Here is a 15,578-nt window from a genome sequence, read left to right as displayed (position 1 = left end):
AATAATTAGAGGATAAGTTTATATAATGCCAAATTGTAAAACTAAGGTATAATTGCGAGTATGAATAGAAGACTTTTTTTAACGACTTTATCTTTATCACCACTTTTTGCTAATGAGTTTGTTCAATCTAACAAGGATATTTTTCTATCCTATCAAGAGCACAAGACTCTAAAGAGACTAGATGCTAGATTTACAAGACTTAGAGGTTATATAGGTTTTGCAAACTTTAACTTAGTCTCTTTTGATGAGGCACTTTATTATGCTAGAAACTATCCGACTATTGGTACATTTTTAGATGATGAGCTCTCTTTGATAGAGAAGTTTTTTTATGAAGAGCCTAAGGCATATGGTTTTTATGGGGCAAAAACTTGTAAAAATTTAAATAACAAAGTATCTAAAAAAGATGTTGTAAAGATTCCTTACACTGGTCACTATCTCTTTAAGGGTAAACCCTTAGAAGATTATGACAAACTTTTAGAAGATGTAGGAGATTCTTTGATACTTACATCAGGGGTTAGAAATATTGTAAAACAGCTGAGCCTTTATGTAAATAAACTAAAAAGAAATGGTGGAAATATAACAAAGGCATCTATAGATATTGCACCTCCAGCCTACTCTTACCATACCATCAGCGACTTTGATGTAGGTCTTCGTGGATGGGGATATAAAAACTTTACAGAAGAGTTTGCAACAACTACAGAGTTTAAGATGATGATAGAACTACCATATATCAACATGAGATATAAAAAAGATAACAGTGATGGAGTAAGGTTTGAACCTTGGCATGTTGAAGTTATTTAGCACTGCTATTTTTCTCTTTTGCTCTCTCTTAGGTGCACAAGATCTTTTTAAATTTGATCTTATTCAAAAAGGAGAACAAGACGCAAATACTCTGCTTGTTATTGGTGGGATCCAAGGAGATGAGCCAGGTGGGTTTATCTCCGCATCACTTCTAGCTACTCACTATGAGATAACAAAAGGTTCTCTTTGGGTAGTTCCTAATTTAAACTTTTATAGCATTATAAAACGAAGTAGAGGTCCTCATGGAGATATGAATAGAAAATTTGCTGAACTTTGTCAAAAAGACCCAGAGTATGAAACTATTCAGAGGATAAAAAGTTATATAAAAGATAAAAATGTAAAACTAGTTGTAAACCTACATGATGGAAGTGGATTTTATAGAAAAAATTATGAAGATGATATGCACTCACCACACAGATGGGGACAGTGCTCCATCATAGACCAGTCAAACATAGATACAAAAATCTACTCAAATCTTGAAGACATTGCATCGAGTGTTGTAAAACACGTAAATGATCATCTTATTAAAGATAAACATAAATATCATGTTCATAATACTAGAACAAAAGAGGGCGATAAGGAGATGGAGAAAACTCTTACATATTTCGCCATTAATGAAGGAAAAGCCGCTTTTGGAAATGAAGCTAGTAAAAGTCTGCCTACACATCAAAGAGTATATTATCATCTCTTAGCATTAGAGAAGTATATGAATGTGATGGGCATAGAGTTTAAAAGGAAGTTTACACTTGATTCTGCTGGAGTTTATAGCGCTATAAACAATGATATTCATATATCTCTATATGAAGAAAAGATAAGCTTGCCACTTGCACAAATCAGAGATATTGTAAACTACTTTCCTATAAAAAAGGATGGAGTTGTTGACTTTAAGGCTAGCAATCCACTCCTTACCATCATAAAAAATGGCAACACTTATGTCATTCAGTATGGAAATAGAAGGCTCTCAAAGCTAAATGCTGACTATCTTGATATGGATAAAGATGATAACATTGTAAAATTCAAGGTAGATGGTAAAGAGATAGACGCTAAGTTTGGAAAGATTTTAGAAGTAGATAAGAGCTTTTTAGTTTATAAATCAAATGGTTACAGGGTAAATGTTATAGGTTATGTAAACAAAAGTGGCATTGAGACGGGCATAGAGATAAAAAAACATCAAATTCAAAAACGCTTTTCTATAGATAAAACTGGCACTACTTATAGAGTCGAATACTACAACAAAGATAGGTTTGTGGGGATGGTTTTAGTTAGGTTTAAAAATTAAGGCTTATCATATTTGTATAGCTTGTTATGTTTTATAACTGCCGCTAACTCTTGCGTGTATATCTCTTTCATCTCAGAGTAAAGGGTTAATTTTTTGACAAGCTTATATGGGTCATCTGTTTTCATATTTAACTCTCTAAACTCTACAAATGCATGTGAGCGAGAAATGTTTTTATAGTAGTCTTTTACAGACTCTCTGATAGAAGCATACTTTTTAAGCCAAATAGTTGTTTTTCCTCTTTTTTGTGAGGCAGCTATTCTAGGTTCATTTTTATTAAATGACCAGATACCAAAAACATTGTTTGCCTCTTTGTAAAACTTTGAAGTTCCCCAAGCACTCTCTACCGCAGCTTGAGCTAGAGCTATACTTCTAGGATGAGGTTTTAGTGCTTTAAGTAAATCTTTGTCTGTTTTTACTTTATAAGCTTTTTTCAAAGTTGAGATATAATTTTTATATTTTGGATTTTTTATATTTCTCTTTATTCTTTTATAATTTCCATAGAGCTCCATATAAATACTATTTATAGCAGGTACTAAAGTCTTAAAAAACTTCTTTTTTTTCTCTTGAATTGATATAGGATTTGTTTCTTTTGCAAGTAGCATGTTTGTTGAAAAAAGTGCAAAGCTAAATAGTAAGATTTTAAAAAACTTCAAATTAAAAAGTCCATTCCTAATTTTTTAGCATAAGCACTTAGCATAGCTCTTTCAAAGTCGTTGTTTGTTGAGTACCCATATCCAAAACACTTTGCCCACATCTCATGAGATTCCATGCATAGGTAAAAAAAAGTATCCTTATGCGCCCCCAAAGAAGTGCCCTTAGGGTGCCAAGGAGCAAAACTCTCATAAGCGTGTTTAAACATCTCTACTTTTATTGTCTCTGGGTAGGAGCCTTTCCCGCTCGCATCTACAAGAGGCATTTGCGTTATTTTGGTTTTAAAATCTCGCTCTCGAAGTTGTTTTATAACAGGTTTTATAAAAGTTAGAGTTCCAAAACTCACAAGTGCAACTTCATGTGCATTAAACTCATTTAAAAGTCTTTTATATACCTCTTTATACTCATCAAGATAGCCCTCATAATGTACTATGGGATGAAAATGAAAACCAACTTTAATGCCCTTGTCAGCCAAAGTTCTTGCACTTTTTATGCGTTTATCCAGTGAGGCGCTTAGATGCTCTTCATTTTCTATAATAGTTGGAGTATTTAGTGACCAAGTGCAAAGGATATTTTTAGGGACACTATTTTCTAAAAAATATTTTATGTTATCTGATTTTGTTTTAAACTCTAAGATAACATTTGGGTTCTCTCTTGCAAAACTAAAAAGAGCGTCTAAGATACCCTCACGGTTTCCCCACATAAGCGAGTCAGATGCTTGACCTGTTCCTATGTGATAAGTCTTATTTGCATCAAGTTTTAAGTTTTTAAGCTTATCTTTAAAGTTACTATCAAATGTGATGGTGTTTTGGTTGTAAAAACTCTGAATTGAACAGTAAGAGCAGTCAAAACCACAACTCTCAACTGCATCAAGTGTTAAAAGATTGCAACATCTTGTCTTTTCCGATGCTACAGGACAAAGCCCAAGTCCAAAACCCTCTTTTGCCTCTTTAGCAAATGTAAACTTTTGTTCTTGTGGTATGTTTTTTAACTTGAAGTTCTTGTAGGAGTTTGGCTTAGATCTAATCTCATCATAGGCTTTTTTAAGCCGAGCAAAGACTACTCTTTTTTGGTCATGTTGGGGAAATATATCTATAATGCTTCCCTCATCCCAGAGATTTAGATCTCTTGCAATATCTATGATTTGCTTTATCTCTTGGTGTGAAAATCTTAGCACTAGAGATTTTTGCTTTATAAACTCTTGCATCTCTGATGGTAATTTTTTAAAAAGTGTATTTTTAATAGAGTTATTAAATTTTTCTAAGTATAAATCCATCCCGCCATTTTAGCTAAATATCTTTATAGTTTTATCTTAATTTGGTTTCTTCCAGACTCTTTTGCATCATAAAGTGCCTCATCAGAGAGTCTAATCATATCTTCTAAGGATTTAGATAAGCCAAAATATATGCCAATAGAGACGCTATAGGAGATAAATTTTGACTCAACTTTTATGACGTTTTGTTCAAACTTTTTTCTGATTTTTTCAAAAAGCATCTCCACATGTTCAAGTGAAATATCTTCAAGAAGTATACAAAATTCCTCCCCGCCAAAACGAGCCATCAAGTCAGAAACTCTAAGATTTTTATCTAGTATCTTTTTGACTTCTTTTATCGCAATATCTCCTATATCATGTCCGTAAGTATCGTTTATATTTTTAAATTTGTCAATATCAAGCATTGCTACAGCCATAGGTAACTCTTTTCTTGTGTTTTTAGCGTAGATGGAGTTGCCAGCTTCAAAGAAGTAACGTCTATTGTAAGCGCCTGTTAGAAAGTCTTTGTTAGCCATCTCTTTGATGCGTGCAAAAAGATCTAATAGCTCTAGGTTTGAGTTTACACGAGTCACTATTTCATTGTGGGTAAATCGTTTGTTTATAAAGTCATTTGCTCCAAGTTTTAAAAACTTGCTAATCACATTTTGGTCTTCAACAGCACTAATTGCGATGATGCCAAGACTATCTTTTGTGTACTTCTCTCTTAGCTTAAAAGTCAGTTCTAAGCCATTCGTATTTGGCATCTCATAATCTGTTAAAATAAGAGATATCTGGTGCTGATCACTTCTTAAGAGTTGTAAAGCTTCATCTCCATCTTCTGCTTCAACAATATTTAGTTTTATCTTTTTTAGACTGTTTTTTAAGATGTTTCTATAGATCTTTGAATCATCAACGATCATAATTGTAGTATCATAATTTTTAAGAGTTCTTGAGATATCTAAAATGGCAAACTTCATACTTACAGTGTCATTTTTAAAGATGACATTGATAATATTTTTATCAAGAAGTAACTCTTTAATCTCCTTATCATCACTCTCTAAAATAACAACTGATGGAATTTCATAAGAGTTAGTTAACTCAACCAACTCTAGTGGCGCTACATCTACAAGACTCAAGTTTAATAAAGAAGCATGGAATTTTCCTTGGTGCTCATTTAAGAGCTTTAGAGTCTCTTTGTAGTTTTTTGCATAGTAAGGTCGAATATCATAATGTTCTTGCACCTCTTTTTTCAACATCTCAAGAGACGTTTGGCTGTCATCTACTACTAAAATCTTTTTCATTTAAAAGCCTATTGTTTTTTGTGCACTTTAGTTATTCTAGTAGATTATAGCTTTTTAGAGCGAAAAATTAAATTAATTATGACAAATTGCAACAAATTGTAGAAATTCTTTTTTTATTGTTAGTATATTTTGGATAAAACATACAAAATTAGGAGTTTGAGATGATTTTGGGAATCTGTTTTGTAGTTTTATCTAATTTTGGTATTTTTACAATAACGGTTGTACCTCTATTTAAAATAGTCTTAATTTCTATACTATAGCGGTGGATATCTAAAATCATCTTTACTATAGAGAGACCCAGACCTCTCCCTCCATCTTTTCTTGAGCGAGTTTTGTCTGCTCTATAAAATCTCTCAAAAATATGTTCTAAGTCCTCTTTTGCTATCCCCTGCCCACTATCTTCGACTATGAGTAAGTACTCTTTGATATTTTTATCTAAGGATATAGTAATGTGAGAGTTGGCACTACTATAGAGGATAGCATTTCTTGTAATATTGTTTATTGCAATTTTTAATAGTGTTTCGTTTGCCTGAATTGTTATGGGAATAATTTTTTTTATCTCTATATGTATATTTTTATTTAAAGCAAATTTTTCTATCTGCAAAATAGTATCTGTTAAAATTTCATCTAAATATAGCTCACTAAAATTGTTGCTCAGCTCGGTTATATCTTTTTTTGCAAGAAAAAAGAGCTGCTCAATCATTTTTTGTATACTTATACTCTCTTGTAAAATATCTTTTAAAACTTCTTTGTACTCCTCAGGCCTTCTATCTTGCTTTAGCGCTACTTCAATCTCCCCACGTATAACTGTTAGAGGCGTTTTAAGCTCATGTGAAGCGTTGTTACTAAAGTCAGTTATCTTGTTAAATGACACTTCAAGATCGTTTAAAAGTTGATTGAAAGTTGCTACTAAATCTTTGATTTCACTTGGAACCCCATTTGTGCTAATCCTACTAGAGAGATTGTTCGCTGAGATTGATTTAACAGAGGAGATAACCTCCTTTACAGGGGAGAGTGTTCTGTTTATCAACATGCTTGCGATAATTAAAAACACAACTAAAAGAATCGGCGTTGCGATTATTAGCCCGATAAAAAGTTGTTTTAAATATAGTGAGTTCATGTCTTTTTGCAGGGCAAGTTGAATAAAAATTTTAGTATCTGCTTTGTCAAAAATCAACATAGAACTAATACGATAGCTCTCTTTGTTAAAATAGTAGATGCTGCCTATATACCCTTTTTCATTTAGAGGTACATTAAAAAGCCATTCATGTTTTTTAGAGGAGAATGTTTCACGCTCTATCTTTTTATTCTTTTTGTTGTAGTAGATGATTTTTGCAAAGAGTGGTTCGATCCAAAACTCACCTATGAGCTCATCTGCTACATCCTTTGCATTTTTAAAATCACCTCTAATAAAGTCTGGTATGACATCTATAGTCATCATTTTAAGCTCTGTATCTGTTGTGTTTAAAACACCTTTTTTTGCAGTGTTGTAGATAAATGCGCCATAAATAGATAAAAGTATTACATTTATGATAAAAAAGAAAAAGAGTAGTTTTAATTTTAAACTCTTAAACATCTTCATCACTAAGTATATAGCCTAAACCGCGAACAGTGTGTATAAGCTTTAAGGTATAATCTTTGTCTATTTTGTTACGCAGTCTATAGATGTAAACATTTATTATATTGCTCATGCTCCCTTGTGTCATGTCACTTAAGTTCTCTTTTATAATAGTCTCTGTTAGTAGTTTTTTACTGTTTCTTGCTAAAAATTCAAGCAAGGCATACTCTTTGGCAGTAAGACTAATTTTTTTATTAGCTCGCTTAACCTCTCGCCTTGCCGTATCTATAGTCAAATCAGCTATAGTTATAGTACTTGAAGTGGTTGATGGACTTCTTAATTTAACACGGATTCGAGCAAGCAACTCTTCAAATGCAAAAGGCTTTGTGAGATAGTCATTTGCACCCATATCAAGACCTTTGATCTTATCCTTTAACTCATCTCTAGCAGTAAGCATAATAATGGGAACTGCTATATTTTTAGCTCTGATATTTTTGCAAACATCCATTCCATTGAGACCTTGAATCATTAGATCTAGCAGAACAATATCATAATGATTTGTTTCGATCATATATATGGCTTCATATCCATTTTCTGTAACATCCACACTGTAGGACTCTTCTTGTAAACCTTTTTTTACAAAAGAGGCTATTTTTTCATCATCTTCTACAACTAGAATACGCATAACTCTTCCTCTATTTATATAATTTTTTGTTGTATATGTGATCTAATGTTATAACAAAAGCTAGAGCATCTCTTTGTAACTCTTTATCTTGAACTATAGGAGTTAGGTGATTGCTTTTATCTAGATATGTTATTGGTTTTTTATATAAAAAGGTGAGCGGTTTTTGGCCGGGTCTGACAACCGCAACTTTATCATCAACCCTTAGAGCATACGATGAATGAAACTGCATCAAGGAGATATTTTGTTTTTTGTCGCTAAATACAGAGTGACCCATGATGGGATACTTTAGATCAAGACCTATTAAATCAAGTGCAGTTGCTAAGACATCAGGCTGAGAAGCAATTTTATCATAAACCATAGGCTTAACTCCATCTCCTATTATAATAGCGGGAATATGAAACATATCAACTGGTACCATGTCGTCTCCATAGACCTTTACATTGTGATCTGCTACTACTACAAAGATGGTATCTTTATAATAAGGTTCTTTTTTAGCAAGCTCAAAAAAACGACCGATAGCATAGTCTGCATATTTTATAGCATTTTTAACACTATTTGGTTTAACATCTTTTATAAGTTTAATCTTCTCATACGGAAAGTCAAAAGGAGAGTGGTTTGATTGTGAAAACATGACAGTAGCAAATTTTTGATTTTTTGCATACATTTTTTTAAACTCTTCATTTGCCTTAACTACTAAGTCTTCATCGCAAACTCCCCAAGAAGCGACGAAAGTAGGGTTGTCAAATTGGGGTTGATCTATGATTTTGTTAAATCCGTTTCCGCTATACCAACCACGCATGTTATCAAATCTACTCTCTCCACCGTAAATAAAGGAGGTATGATATCCAAAAGGCTTAAGAGCTGATGCTATGGTAAAAAAGTTTCTCTGCGATCTGTTTCTTTTTAATATTCCTACCCCTGGAACTGCAAGATTACCTGCACTTAGAGCTGCTAACCCTCTAACACTTCTAGTCCCGTTTGAGTATAGGTCTTTAAAAAGTATCGCTTCTTTGCTTAATCTGTTAAAGTTTGGAGTTATCCCATCTTCGCCTCCTACAGCACCTACAAACTGGTAGCCTAAGCTCTCTTGCACGAAAATAACTAGATTTTTAGGACTATCACTTTTAAAGTGACTTTTCTCAACTCTTGAAAAGATTGACTCTTTATCATTTGATTTAATGTTTAGTCTTTTTTTAACTCGTGCCAAAGCTTCTTTTATATCCATTTTTCCATACTGTTTTACTTCACCGCCTTCATGTACAAGATTGCTGTAAATAGCATAACCTATACTATGAAGTGAGTTTTTTGTTATCTCGTTTACCATTCTGTTTGTAGAGTACATAGCATCTGATATATTGGCTGGCCTATGACCAAAAGATGAACGAACGCCGATAAAAAGAAGCAATAATATAGGTAAAAACAAAGCAACTCTCTTTATATAGTGGGTATCAAACACCTTTAAAAAATCATCCTTTGCAAATTTTAGATAAAAATAAATAAATGCTCCAATCATGATAAGGGCAATAGATAGTTCTGCTTTATAATCCGCAAATATCATGGCAAAGACTTCCCGTGGATATATAAGATACTCGACAAAAAGATAGTTTGGACGTACGTCATATTGTGCTACAAATGCAAAAGTTGCATTTTCTATATAAATAGCGAGCGAAAAAACCACTAAAAAGTAGTATTTTAAAAGAGTGTTAACTGTTTTTTTAAATTTTGCGGGAGAAAAGGATAAAAAAAGCAAAGGGATAACTAAAAGAATAGATGCAGAAATAGTATCCATTCTCAATCCATAGATAAATGTCATCCAATAATCGACACCGCTGTTTTTAAAGCTGTTAAAATAAATAATAAATAAGAGTAACCTTCCTATAAAAAATATGGATATTAGGAGTAAGAAGTATTTTAGTAGTTTGTTTAACATGATTATTTTTTGCCTTTATATATGAATGCTTTAAACAATTATCAAATTAGATCCTGAATCAAAATAAGAGAATCGCTTTTTGAGAGTTCAGGATAATACAAGTACTGCTTCATGATGACGTGTGCATCGTCATTCCGTGCTTGACACGGAATCTAATTTATAAATTAATCAGAGCATCCATATGTACGTTTTGGAGTTAAAAAAATATAGTTTTTTTATTAAATCAATATGAATAGAGTATGAATTTTTATTCATATTCAAATATGAAAAAGATTTCATACAACTTTCATATATTTTTCATTCGCATCATCTATTATTTCACAATTAATTATAAGGATTTTTTATGCACAAGAGTATACAAAAAAGATGTAACTATATAACTTTAGTCTTTTGGTTATTTTTAGGTATTTTTGCAATCACTAGGACAGTCCTTCTTATTAGATCTATAGATGTGCTGGATATATCTTTAATAGAGATTTTAAAAATATATCTAATAGGGGCGTTTTATGATTTTGTAAGTGTGAGCTATCTAGTAGTTCCTTTTGTCCTATATCTAATCTTTTTACCAAAATCTTTTTTAAATTATGCTCTTAATCGTTATATAACTTATACTTTTACTTTTTTAATTATTTTTGGGGCAGTGTTTTTGGCATTTAGCGAATGGTTTTTTTGGGATGAATTTAACGTTAGGTTTAACTTTATTGCTGTTGATTATCTTGTGTATACAAATGAGGTTATAGGAAATATAAGAGAATCATATCCGATGGGTGTTTTGATCACTATTATCTCGCTTATATCTATATTTATTTTTTATATTATCTATAAAACACAATATATAGAAAACTTTTTACAAAATCAAAGTAGCCTCAAAGATAGGTTAAAGCCGGCACTAATCTATCTTATGGTCCCTGTAATATCTTTTGCAGGAGTAACTCAGGAGTTTACAAAAACATCAACCAATCAATACAACAACGAACTTTCTAAATCTGGGCTGTACTCTCTTTTTGCTGCTTTTAGAAATAATACTCTTGATTATGATAAGTTTTATATTACAGATAAAGAAGAGAGTGTAATGACAAACCTCAAAAAAGCGATAGATATTAACAGCTCTGCTTTTTTAAATTTAAATGATGTAACAAGAGCGATAGTAAATCCCAAGATAGAGAAAGATTACAATATAGTTATGATTGTAGTAGAGAGTTTAAGCGGTAAATTTCTTGAATCTTTGGGAGGAGAAAAAGGACTAACTCCAAATCTTGACTCTTTAGCTCAAAAAAGTATGTTTTTTACCAACTTTTATGCAACAGGCACGAGGACGGTTCGTGGAATGGAAGCGATAACTTTATCTCTACCGCCTACGCCAGGTCGCTCAATAGTTAAAAGACCTGACAATCATAACATGTACTCAAGTGGGTTTATCTTAAAAAATAGAGGCTATGAGACTAAATTTATATATGGCGGACACGGCTACTTTGACAATATGAATGAGTTTTTTTCAACGAACGGATTTAGTGTTGTAGATAGAAGTGATTTTAGTAAAGAAGAGGATACTTTTCATACGATTTGGGGAGTTTGTGATGAGGATTTACTAAACAGAAGCTTAAAGGAGGCTGACCTCTCTTACAGAGCGCACAAGCCTTTTATGAGTTTTATAATGACTACCTCAAATCATAGACCTTATGATTATCCAGATGGGCGTATAGATATACCTTCACATACAGGAAGAGATGGGGCTGTTAAGTACACGGATTATGCGATAGGAGAGTTTATAAAAAAAGCCAAAGAGAAACCATGGTTTAAAAATACTATGTTTGTAATTGTGGCAGATCACTGTGCATCAAGTGCAGGTAAAACAGAAATCCCTCTTGATAAGTATCATATTCCGATGATTGTTTATGCTCCTGAGATACTAAAACCTCAAGTTATTGATAAGGTATCAAGTCAAATAGACATTATGCCAACTCTTTTTGGCATGTTAAATTGGTCATATAAAAGTAAGTTTTACGGTAATGATATTTTAAGTTCCTCCTTTAAAGAACGTGCATTGATGGGTACTTACCAAAAACTTGGGCTTTATAAAGAGAATAAACTGGTTGTTTTGTCTCCTACAAAAAAAATTAAAAATTATGAAGTAGTTGAACAAGGTATCTATGATACGAAGTATAAAGAGATAAATATAGAAAAGTATTTAGAATCAGAGGCTATAAGTTATTATCAAGGAGCAAGCACTCTTCATAAAAAAGGTTTAGATAGATATGAGAGCCAATAGGCAAATTATAGCTACGCTGTTTTGTCCTAAATGCGTATTTTGTTATTTCTTGCTTGATATGGGATCTAGTGTGTAAATTAAAAAGAGAGTTAAATTGGGTACCATCATAATTTATAAAATCGTAAAATAAATATTGCATTTTGAAATATTATTTCGCAACAAACATTTTTTTCACTACCATAGTAGTTAAAAAAAGGCATAGGATGATTTTAGGAAAATGCCCATACTGTAGTGACGGAAACGTTGAGGTAAGAGACAAAGAGGTAAGCGGTAAAAAAGTTAAACTATATGCTTGTTCAAATGCGCATTGGAAAACAGAAGATGGGGAACTCTTTGAGCTAAGAGATGATGCTTCATGTGAGTTTAGGATTTGGCAGAACGCTCTTGGCAAATATGGAAAATGGCTTACATATAAAGAGGTTAGAGAGCTTTTAGAAAACGAAACGATTGAAGTGGAGCTTTTAAGTAAAAAGTATGGTAAAAAAGTCTATTACAAGAAGTTTATAACACTAAACCCTGAGTATGGGGTAAGTGTGATTTGGGACTAAAGTTACTTTTAAAGTCTCTTTTTTACTAACTTTTTATAGATGTCCTATTAACTAAGCCAACTTTAATAATTCTTTTACATTTCTTTGGATATAATCCCAATCCGCTTTGCTGTTTTAACATAAAACAAGAGTATTTCTATCTATATATTGGTTTATAAAGATAAAAGTATTGGTAAGTAGTTATAAAGACTTACCTACATGCAGCAGAGATGTCGAAAAAACTAAAACTTTCTATGAGGTAGAGGCCATTCCTTTACTGATGTATGAAGAGACTTTAGTTAGATTAATATAAGGGCTTTCTATGAAAGTAAGAGCTTCAGTAAAGAAGATGTGTGATGATTGTAAGATTATCAAAAGAAGAGGCATTGTAAGAGTAATCTGCAAAGTTAAAAAACATAAACAGAGACAAGGATAACCATGGCTCGTATTTCTGGTGTTGATTTACCTAAAAAAAAGAGAGTAGAGTATGGATTAACATACATCTATGGTATTGGTCTTCAAGCTTCTCGTCTAATCTTAGACGCAACAGGCATAGACTATAACAAAAGAGTTTTCGAACTAAAAGAAGATGAAGTAGCTGCAATTACTGCTGAAATCCGTGCTAACCATATGGTTGAGGGTGATTTACGTAAAAAAGTAGCTATGGATATTAAGGCACTTATGGATTTAGGTTCATACAGAGGTCTTCGTCACCGTCGTGGTCTTCCATGTCGTGGTCAAAAAACAAAGACAAATGCGCGTACTCGTAAAGGTAAGCGTAAAACTGTCGGCGCAGCATAAGGATTACATAGATGGCAAAAAGAAAAGCTGTTAGAAAAAAAGTAGTAAAAAAGAATATTGCAAGAGGTATCGTTCATATCGCTGCATCATTTAACAATACACTAGTAACAATTACTGATGAAATGGGTAATATGGTCGCATGGAGTTCTGCTGGTAGCCTTGGGTTTAAAGGTTCTAAGAAATCTACTCCATTCGCAGCTCAAGCAGCTGTTGAAGACGCAGTAGCAAAAGCACAGGTTCATGGTATTAAAGATCTTGGTATTAAAGTACAAGGTCCAGGTTCAGGTCGTGAGACAGCTGTTAAAGCTGTTGGTGCTATCGAAGGCATTCGTGTTACATTTATGAAAGATGTTACACCATTACCACACAACGGTTGTCGCGCACCTAAGCGTCGTAGAGTTTAAGGAGATTGACTAGATGGCAAGATATAGAGGTCCAGTAGAAAAAATCGAAAGAAGATTCGGAGTAAGCCTTAACTTAAAAGGTGAGCGTCGTTTAGCAGGCAAATCTGCGTTAGAAAAAAGACCTTATGGTCCTGGTCAACATGGTCAGCGTCGTAAGAAAGTTTCTGAGTATGGTTTACAACTTAATGAAAAGCAAAAAGCGAAATTCATGTATGGTGTTTCTGAGAAACAATTCCGTGCAATGTTCGTTGAAGCTAAGCGTCGTGATGGTAATACAGGTACAAACCTTATTACTCTAATCGAGAGCAGACTTGACAATGTAGTTTATAGAATGGGCTTTGCATCTACTCGTAGATTTGCTCGTCAACTAGTAACACATGGTCATATTCTTGTAGATGGGAAAAAGTTAGATATCCCTTCTTACAATGTTAGACCTGGTCAAAAGGTAGAAGTTCGCGAATCAAGCAAGAAAAATGTTCAAGTTGTTCGTGCTTTAGAGCTAACAAATCAAACAGGTATAGCACCATGGGTTGATATCGATGCTGAGAAAGTATTTGGTATTTTTACTCGTATACCTGAGAGAGAAGAAGTTGTGATTCCAGTAGAAGAGCGTTTAATCGTTGAGCTTTACTCGAAATAATAGAATTAATAAAAGGCGTTAGAGAATGAAAAAAATTAAAACTACTCCACTTGCTCCTCAAGAATTTGAGGTAGAACAGATTAGTGAGAATGAAGCAAATATAATGGCTTATCCTTTTGAAACTGGTTTTGCTATCTCTTTAGCTCATCCACTTCGCCGTTTTTTATTAAGCTCTTCTGTTGGTTATGCACCGATAGCTATTAAAATCGAAGGCGCAAAGCATGAGTTTGACTCTGTTCGTGGTATGCTTGAAGATATTTCTGACTTTATATTAAATCTTAAAGAGATTCGTTTTAAACTTAAAGATGAAGCTAGTGAAGCTGAGGTTAGTTATAGCTTTAGTGGTCCATGTACTATTAAGGGATGTGATTTAAGTAATGATGTGGTTGAAGTAGTAACTCCTGATGCTCATCTTGCGACTCTTAATGAAGACTCTAACTTAAACTTTGTGATTAAAATTGCACAAGGCATAGGTTATGTTCCTAGTGAAGATACTCATGATGAACTCGAAGATGGTTATATTGCACTAGACGCTTACTTTACTCCAGTTCGTAGTGCAACTTATAAGATAGAAAATGTTCTTGTAGAGGACAATCCTAACTTTGAGAGAGTAGTTTTAAATATAAGAACTGATGGACAAGTAACCCCACTAGATGCATTTAAAAACTCACTTGAAGTTATGTATGCTCAACTAGCTGTGTTTAATTCTGAGATCAGCATAAAAGCTGCTACAACTATAGAGAGAGTTGAAGAAAATCCAGACCTTAAAAAGTTAGTAACTCATATAGATAGTTTAGGTTTAAGTGCAAGAAGTTTTAACTGTCTTGACCGCTCAGATATTAAACTAGTAGGTGAAATAGCATTGATGAGTCAAAATGACCTTAAAAATGTTAAAAACCTAGGTAAAAAATCATATGATGAAATCGTAGAAAAACTACAAGAGTTTGGTTTTGCAGTTGGTGCTGACTTAGCAGATGATGTAGTTAGTGCGTTAAAAAAGAAAATTGAAGCCACTCAAGGCTAAAGAGGAATAAGAGATGAGACATCGTCATGGATATCGTAAACTAGGTCGTACTAGCTCACACCGTGCAGCTTTACTAAAGAACCTAAGTATTTCGTTAATAGAACATGGAAAAATTGAAACTACTGTAATGAAAGCTAAAGAACTTCGCTCTTTTGTAGAAAAACTTATCACAATAGCTGGTAAAGAAGATTCTAACGCTCACAGAACAGTGTTTGCGGCGCTTCAAAGTAAAGAAGCAACAAAAAAATTAGTAAATGAAATAGCACCTAAGTATGTTGATCGTGCTGGTGGATATACTAGAATAATTAGAACTCGTATTCGTCGTGGTGATGCTACGACTATGGCTTTCATAGAATTAGTATAATTCCAAAATACCAAACTTTCTCCTTCTAGTTTTCAAGTTAAACTTGGGAACTAGAATAAAAACAAACTTTCCCAATCCTAAAATACTTTAAT

At 33.1% G+C, this 15,578-nt stretch carries 16 protein-coding genes; 10 read left to right on the top strand and 6 right to left on the bottom strand.

The genetic code is table 11. From position 1 onward, the window contains the following. The first annotated feature begins 60 nt into the window (after window positions 1–60). Window positions 61–801 carry a M15 family metallopeptidase gene (locus M947_RS19070; RefSeq protein WP_021287715.1) on the top strand — a complete coding sequence of 247 codons (741 nt, stop codon included), beginning with the start codon at window positions 61–63 and terminating at the stop codon, window positions 799–801. Next, window positions 785–2,080, top strand: coding sequence for a M14 family metallopeptidase (locus M947_RS19065; RefSeq protein ID WP_031348012.1), 1,296 nt, complete (start codon window positions 785–787; stop codon window positions 2,078–2,080). The genes M947_RS19070 and M947_RS19065 overlap by 17 nt, the downstream gene beginning before the upstream one ends. Here the strand turns inward: M947_RS19065 and M947_RS19060 are convergent. From M947_RS19060 to M947_RS19035, 6 genes are all read right to left on the bottom strand, one after another. Beyond that, window positions 2,077–2,733, bottom strand: a complete 657-nt coding sequence (locus M947_RS19060; RefSeq protein WP_021287713.1) for a glucosaminidase domain-containing protein — start codon at window positions 2,731–2,733, stop codon at window positions 2,077–2,079. The two genes, M947_RS19065 and M947_RS19060, sit on opposite strands and share 4 nt — an antisense overlap. Further along, on the bottom strand, window positions 2,730–4,007 hold the full coding sequence (locus M947_RS19055) for an SPL family radical SAM protein (protein ID WP_021287712.1): 1,278 nt from the start codon (window positions 4,005–4,007) through the stop codon (window positions 2,730–2,732). The genes M947_RS19060 and M947_RS19055 overlap by 4 nt, the downstream gene beginning before the upstream one ends. Before the next feature lie 23 nt (window positions 4,008–4,030). Further along, window positions 4,031–5,284 carry a GGDEF domain-containing response regulator gene (locus tag M947_RS19050; RefSeq protein WP_021287711.1) on the bottom strand — a complete coding sequence of 418 codons (1,254 nt, stop codon included), beginning with the start codon at window positions 5,282–5,284 and terminating at the stop codon, window positions 4,031–4,033. A gap of 148 nt (window positions 5,285–5,432) precedes the next feature. After that, the gene (locus M947_RS19045; protein WP_162139351.1) at window positions 5,433–6,860 is read right to left on the bottom strand and encodes a sensor histidine kinase; all 1,428 of its coding nucleotides are present in this window, start codon (window positions 6,858–6,860) and stop codon (window positions 5,433–5,435) included. Then, on the bottom strand, window positions 6,853–7,527 hold the full coding sequence (locus M947_RS19040) for a response regulator transcription factor (protein WP_021287709.1): 675 nt from the start codon (window positions 7,525–7,527) through the stop codon (window positions 6,853–6,855). Before M947_RS19040 ends, M947_RS19045 begins: the two co-directional genes overlap by 8 nt. A 10-nt stretch (window positions 7,528–7,537) precedes the next feature. Then, window positions 7,538–9,316: an LTA synthase family protein gene (locus M947_RS19035; protein WP_021287708.1), complete on the bottom strand. Its 1,779-nt coding sequence runs from the start codon at window positions 9,314–9,316 to the stop codon at window positions 7,538–7,540. Window positions 9,317–9,800: 484 nt separating this feature from the next. Here M947_RS19035 and M947_RS19030 point away from each other — a divergent pair, with 484 nt between their 5' ends. The 8 genes from M947_RS19030 (at window position 9,801) to rplQ (ending at window position 15,486) form a co-directional block, all read left to right on the top strand. Next, on the top strand, window positions 9,801–11,726 hold the full coding sequence (locus M947_RS19030; RefSeq protein WP_021287707.1) for an LTA synthase family protein: 1,926 nt from the start codon (window positions 9,801–9,803) through the stop codon (window positions 11,724–11,726). A 203-nt stretch (window positions 11,727–11,929) separates the two neighbouring features. After that, window positions 11,930–12,274: a hypothetical protein gene (locus M947_RS19025; protein ID WP_021287706.1), complete on the top strand. Its 345-nt coding sequence runs from the start codon at window positions 11,930–11,932 to the stop codon at window positions 12,272–12,274. Between the two features lie 301 nt (window positions 12,275–12,575). Next, window positions 12,576–12,689 (top strand): 50S ribosomal protein L36, encoded by a 114-nt coding sequence (gene rpmJ / locus M947_RS19020; RefSeq protein ID WP_021287705.1) that lies wholly within the window; start codon window positions 12,576–12,578, stop codon window positions 12,687–12,689. 2 nt (window positions 12,690–12,691) lie between these two features. Then, window positions 12,692–13,054, top strand: a complete 363-nt coding sequence (rpsM, locus tag M947_RS19015; protein ID WP_021287704.1) for a 30S ribosomal protein S13 — start codon at window positions 12,692–12,694, stop codon at window positions 13,052–13,054. A gap of 11 nt (window positions 13,055–13,065) precedes the next feature. Further along, complete coding sequence (gene rpsK / locus M947_RS19010; protein WP_021287703.1) at window positions 13,066–13,458, top strand: 30S ribosomal protein S11; 393 nt, start codon at window positions 13,066–13,068, stop codon at window positions 13,456–13,458. A 13-nt stretch (window positions 13,459–13,471) separates the two neighbouring features. After that, complete coding sequence (gene rpsD, locus M947_RS19005) at window positions 13,472–14,098, top strand: 30S ribosomal protein S4 (RefSeq protein WP_021287702.1); 627 nt, start codon at window positions 13,472–13,474, stop codon at window positions 14,096–14,098. 25 nt (window positions 14,099–14,123) lie between these two features. Continuing rightward, the gene (locus M947_RS19000; protein WP_021287701.1) at window positions 14,124–15,122 is read left to right on the top strand and encodes a DNA-directed RNA polymerase subunit alpha; all 999 of its coding nucleotides are present in this window, start codon (window positions 14,124–14,126) and stop codon (window positions 15,120–15,122) included. A 13-nt stretch (window positions 15,123–15,135) separates the two neighbouring features. After that, the gene (gene rplQ, locus M947_RS18995; RefSeq protein ID WP_021287700.1) at window positions 15,136–15,486 is read left to right on the top strand and encodes a 50S ribosomal protein L17; all 351 of its coding nucleotides are present in this window, start codon (window positions 15,136–15,138) and stop codon (window positions 15,484–15,486) included. Window positions 15,487–15,578 lie beyond the last annotated feature (92 nt).

The sequence above is a fragment of the Sulfurimonas hongkongensis genome (assembly GCF_000445475.1).
Taxonomy (GTDB): Bacteria; Campylobacterota; Campylobacteria; order Campylobacterales; family Sulfurimonadaceae; genus Sulfurimonas; species Sulfurimonas hongkongensis.
Note: the sequence above shows the minus strand (reverse complement) of the source record. Positions and strands in the feature narration are given on the sequence as shown.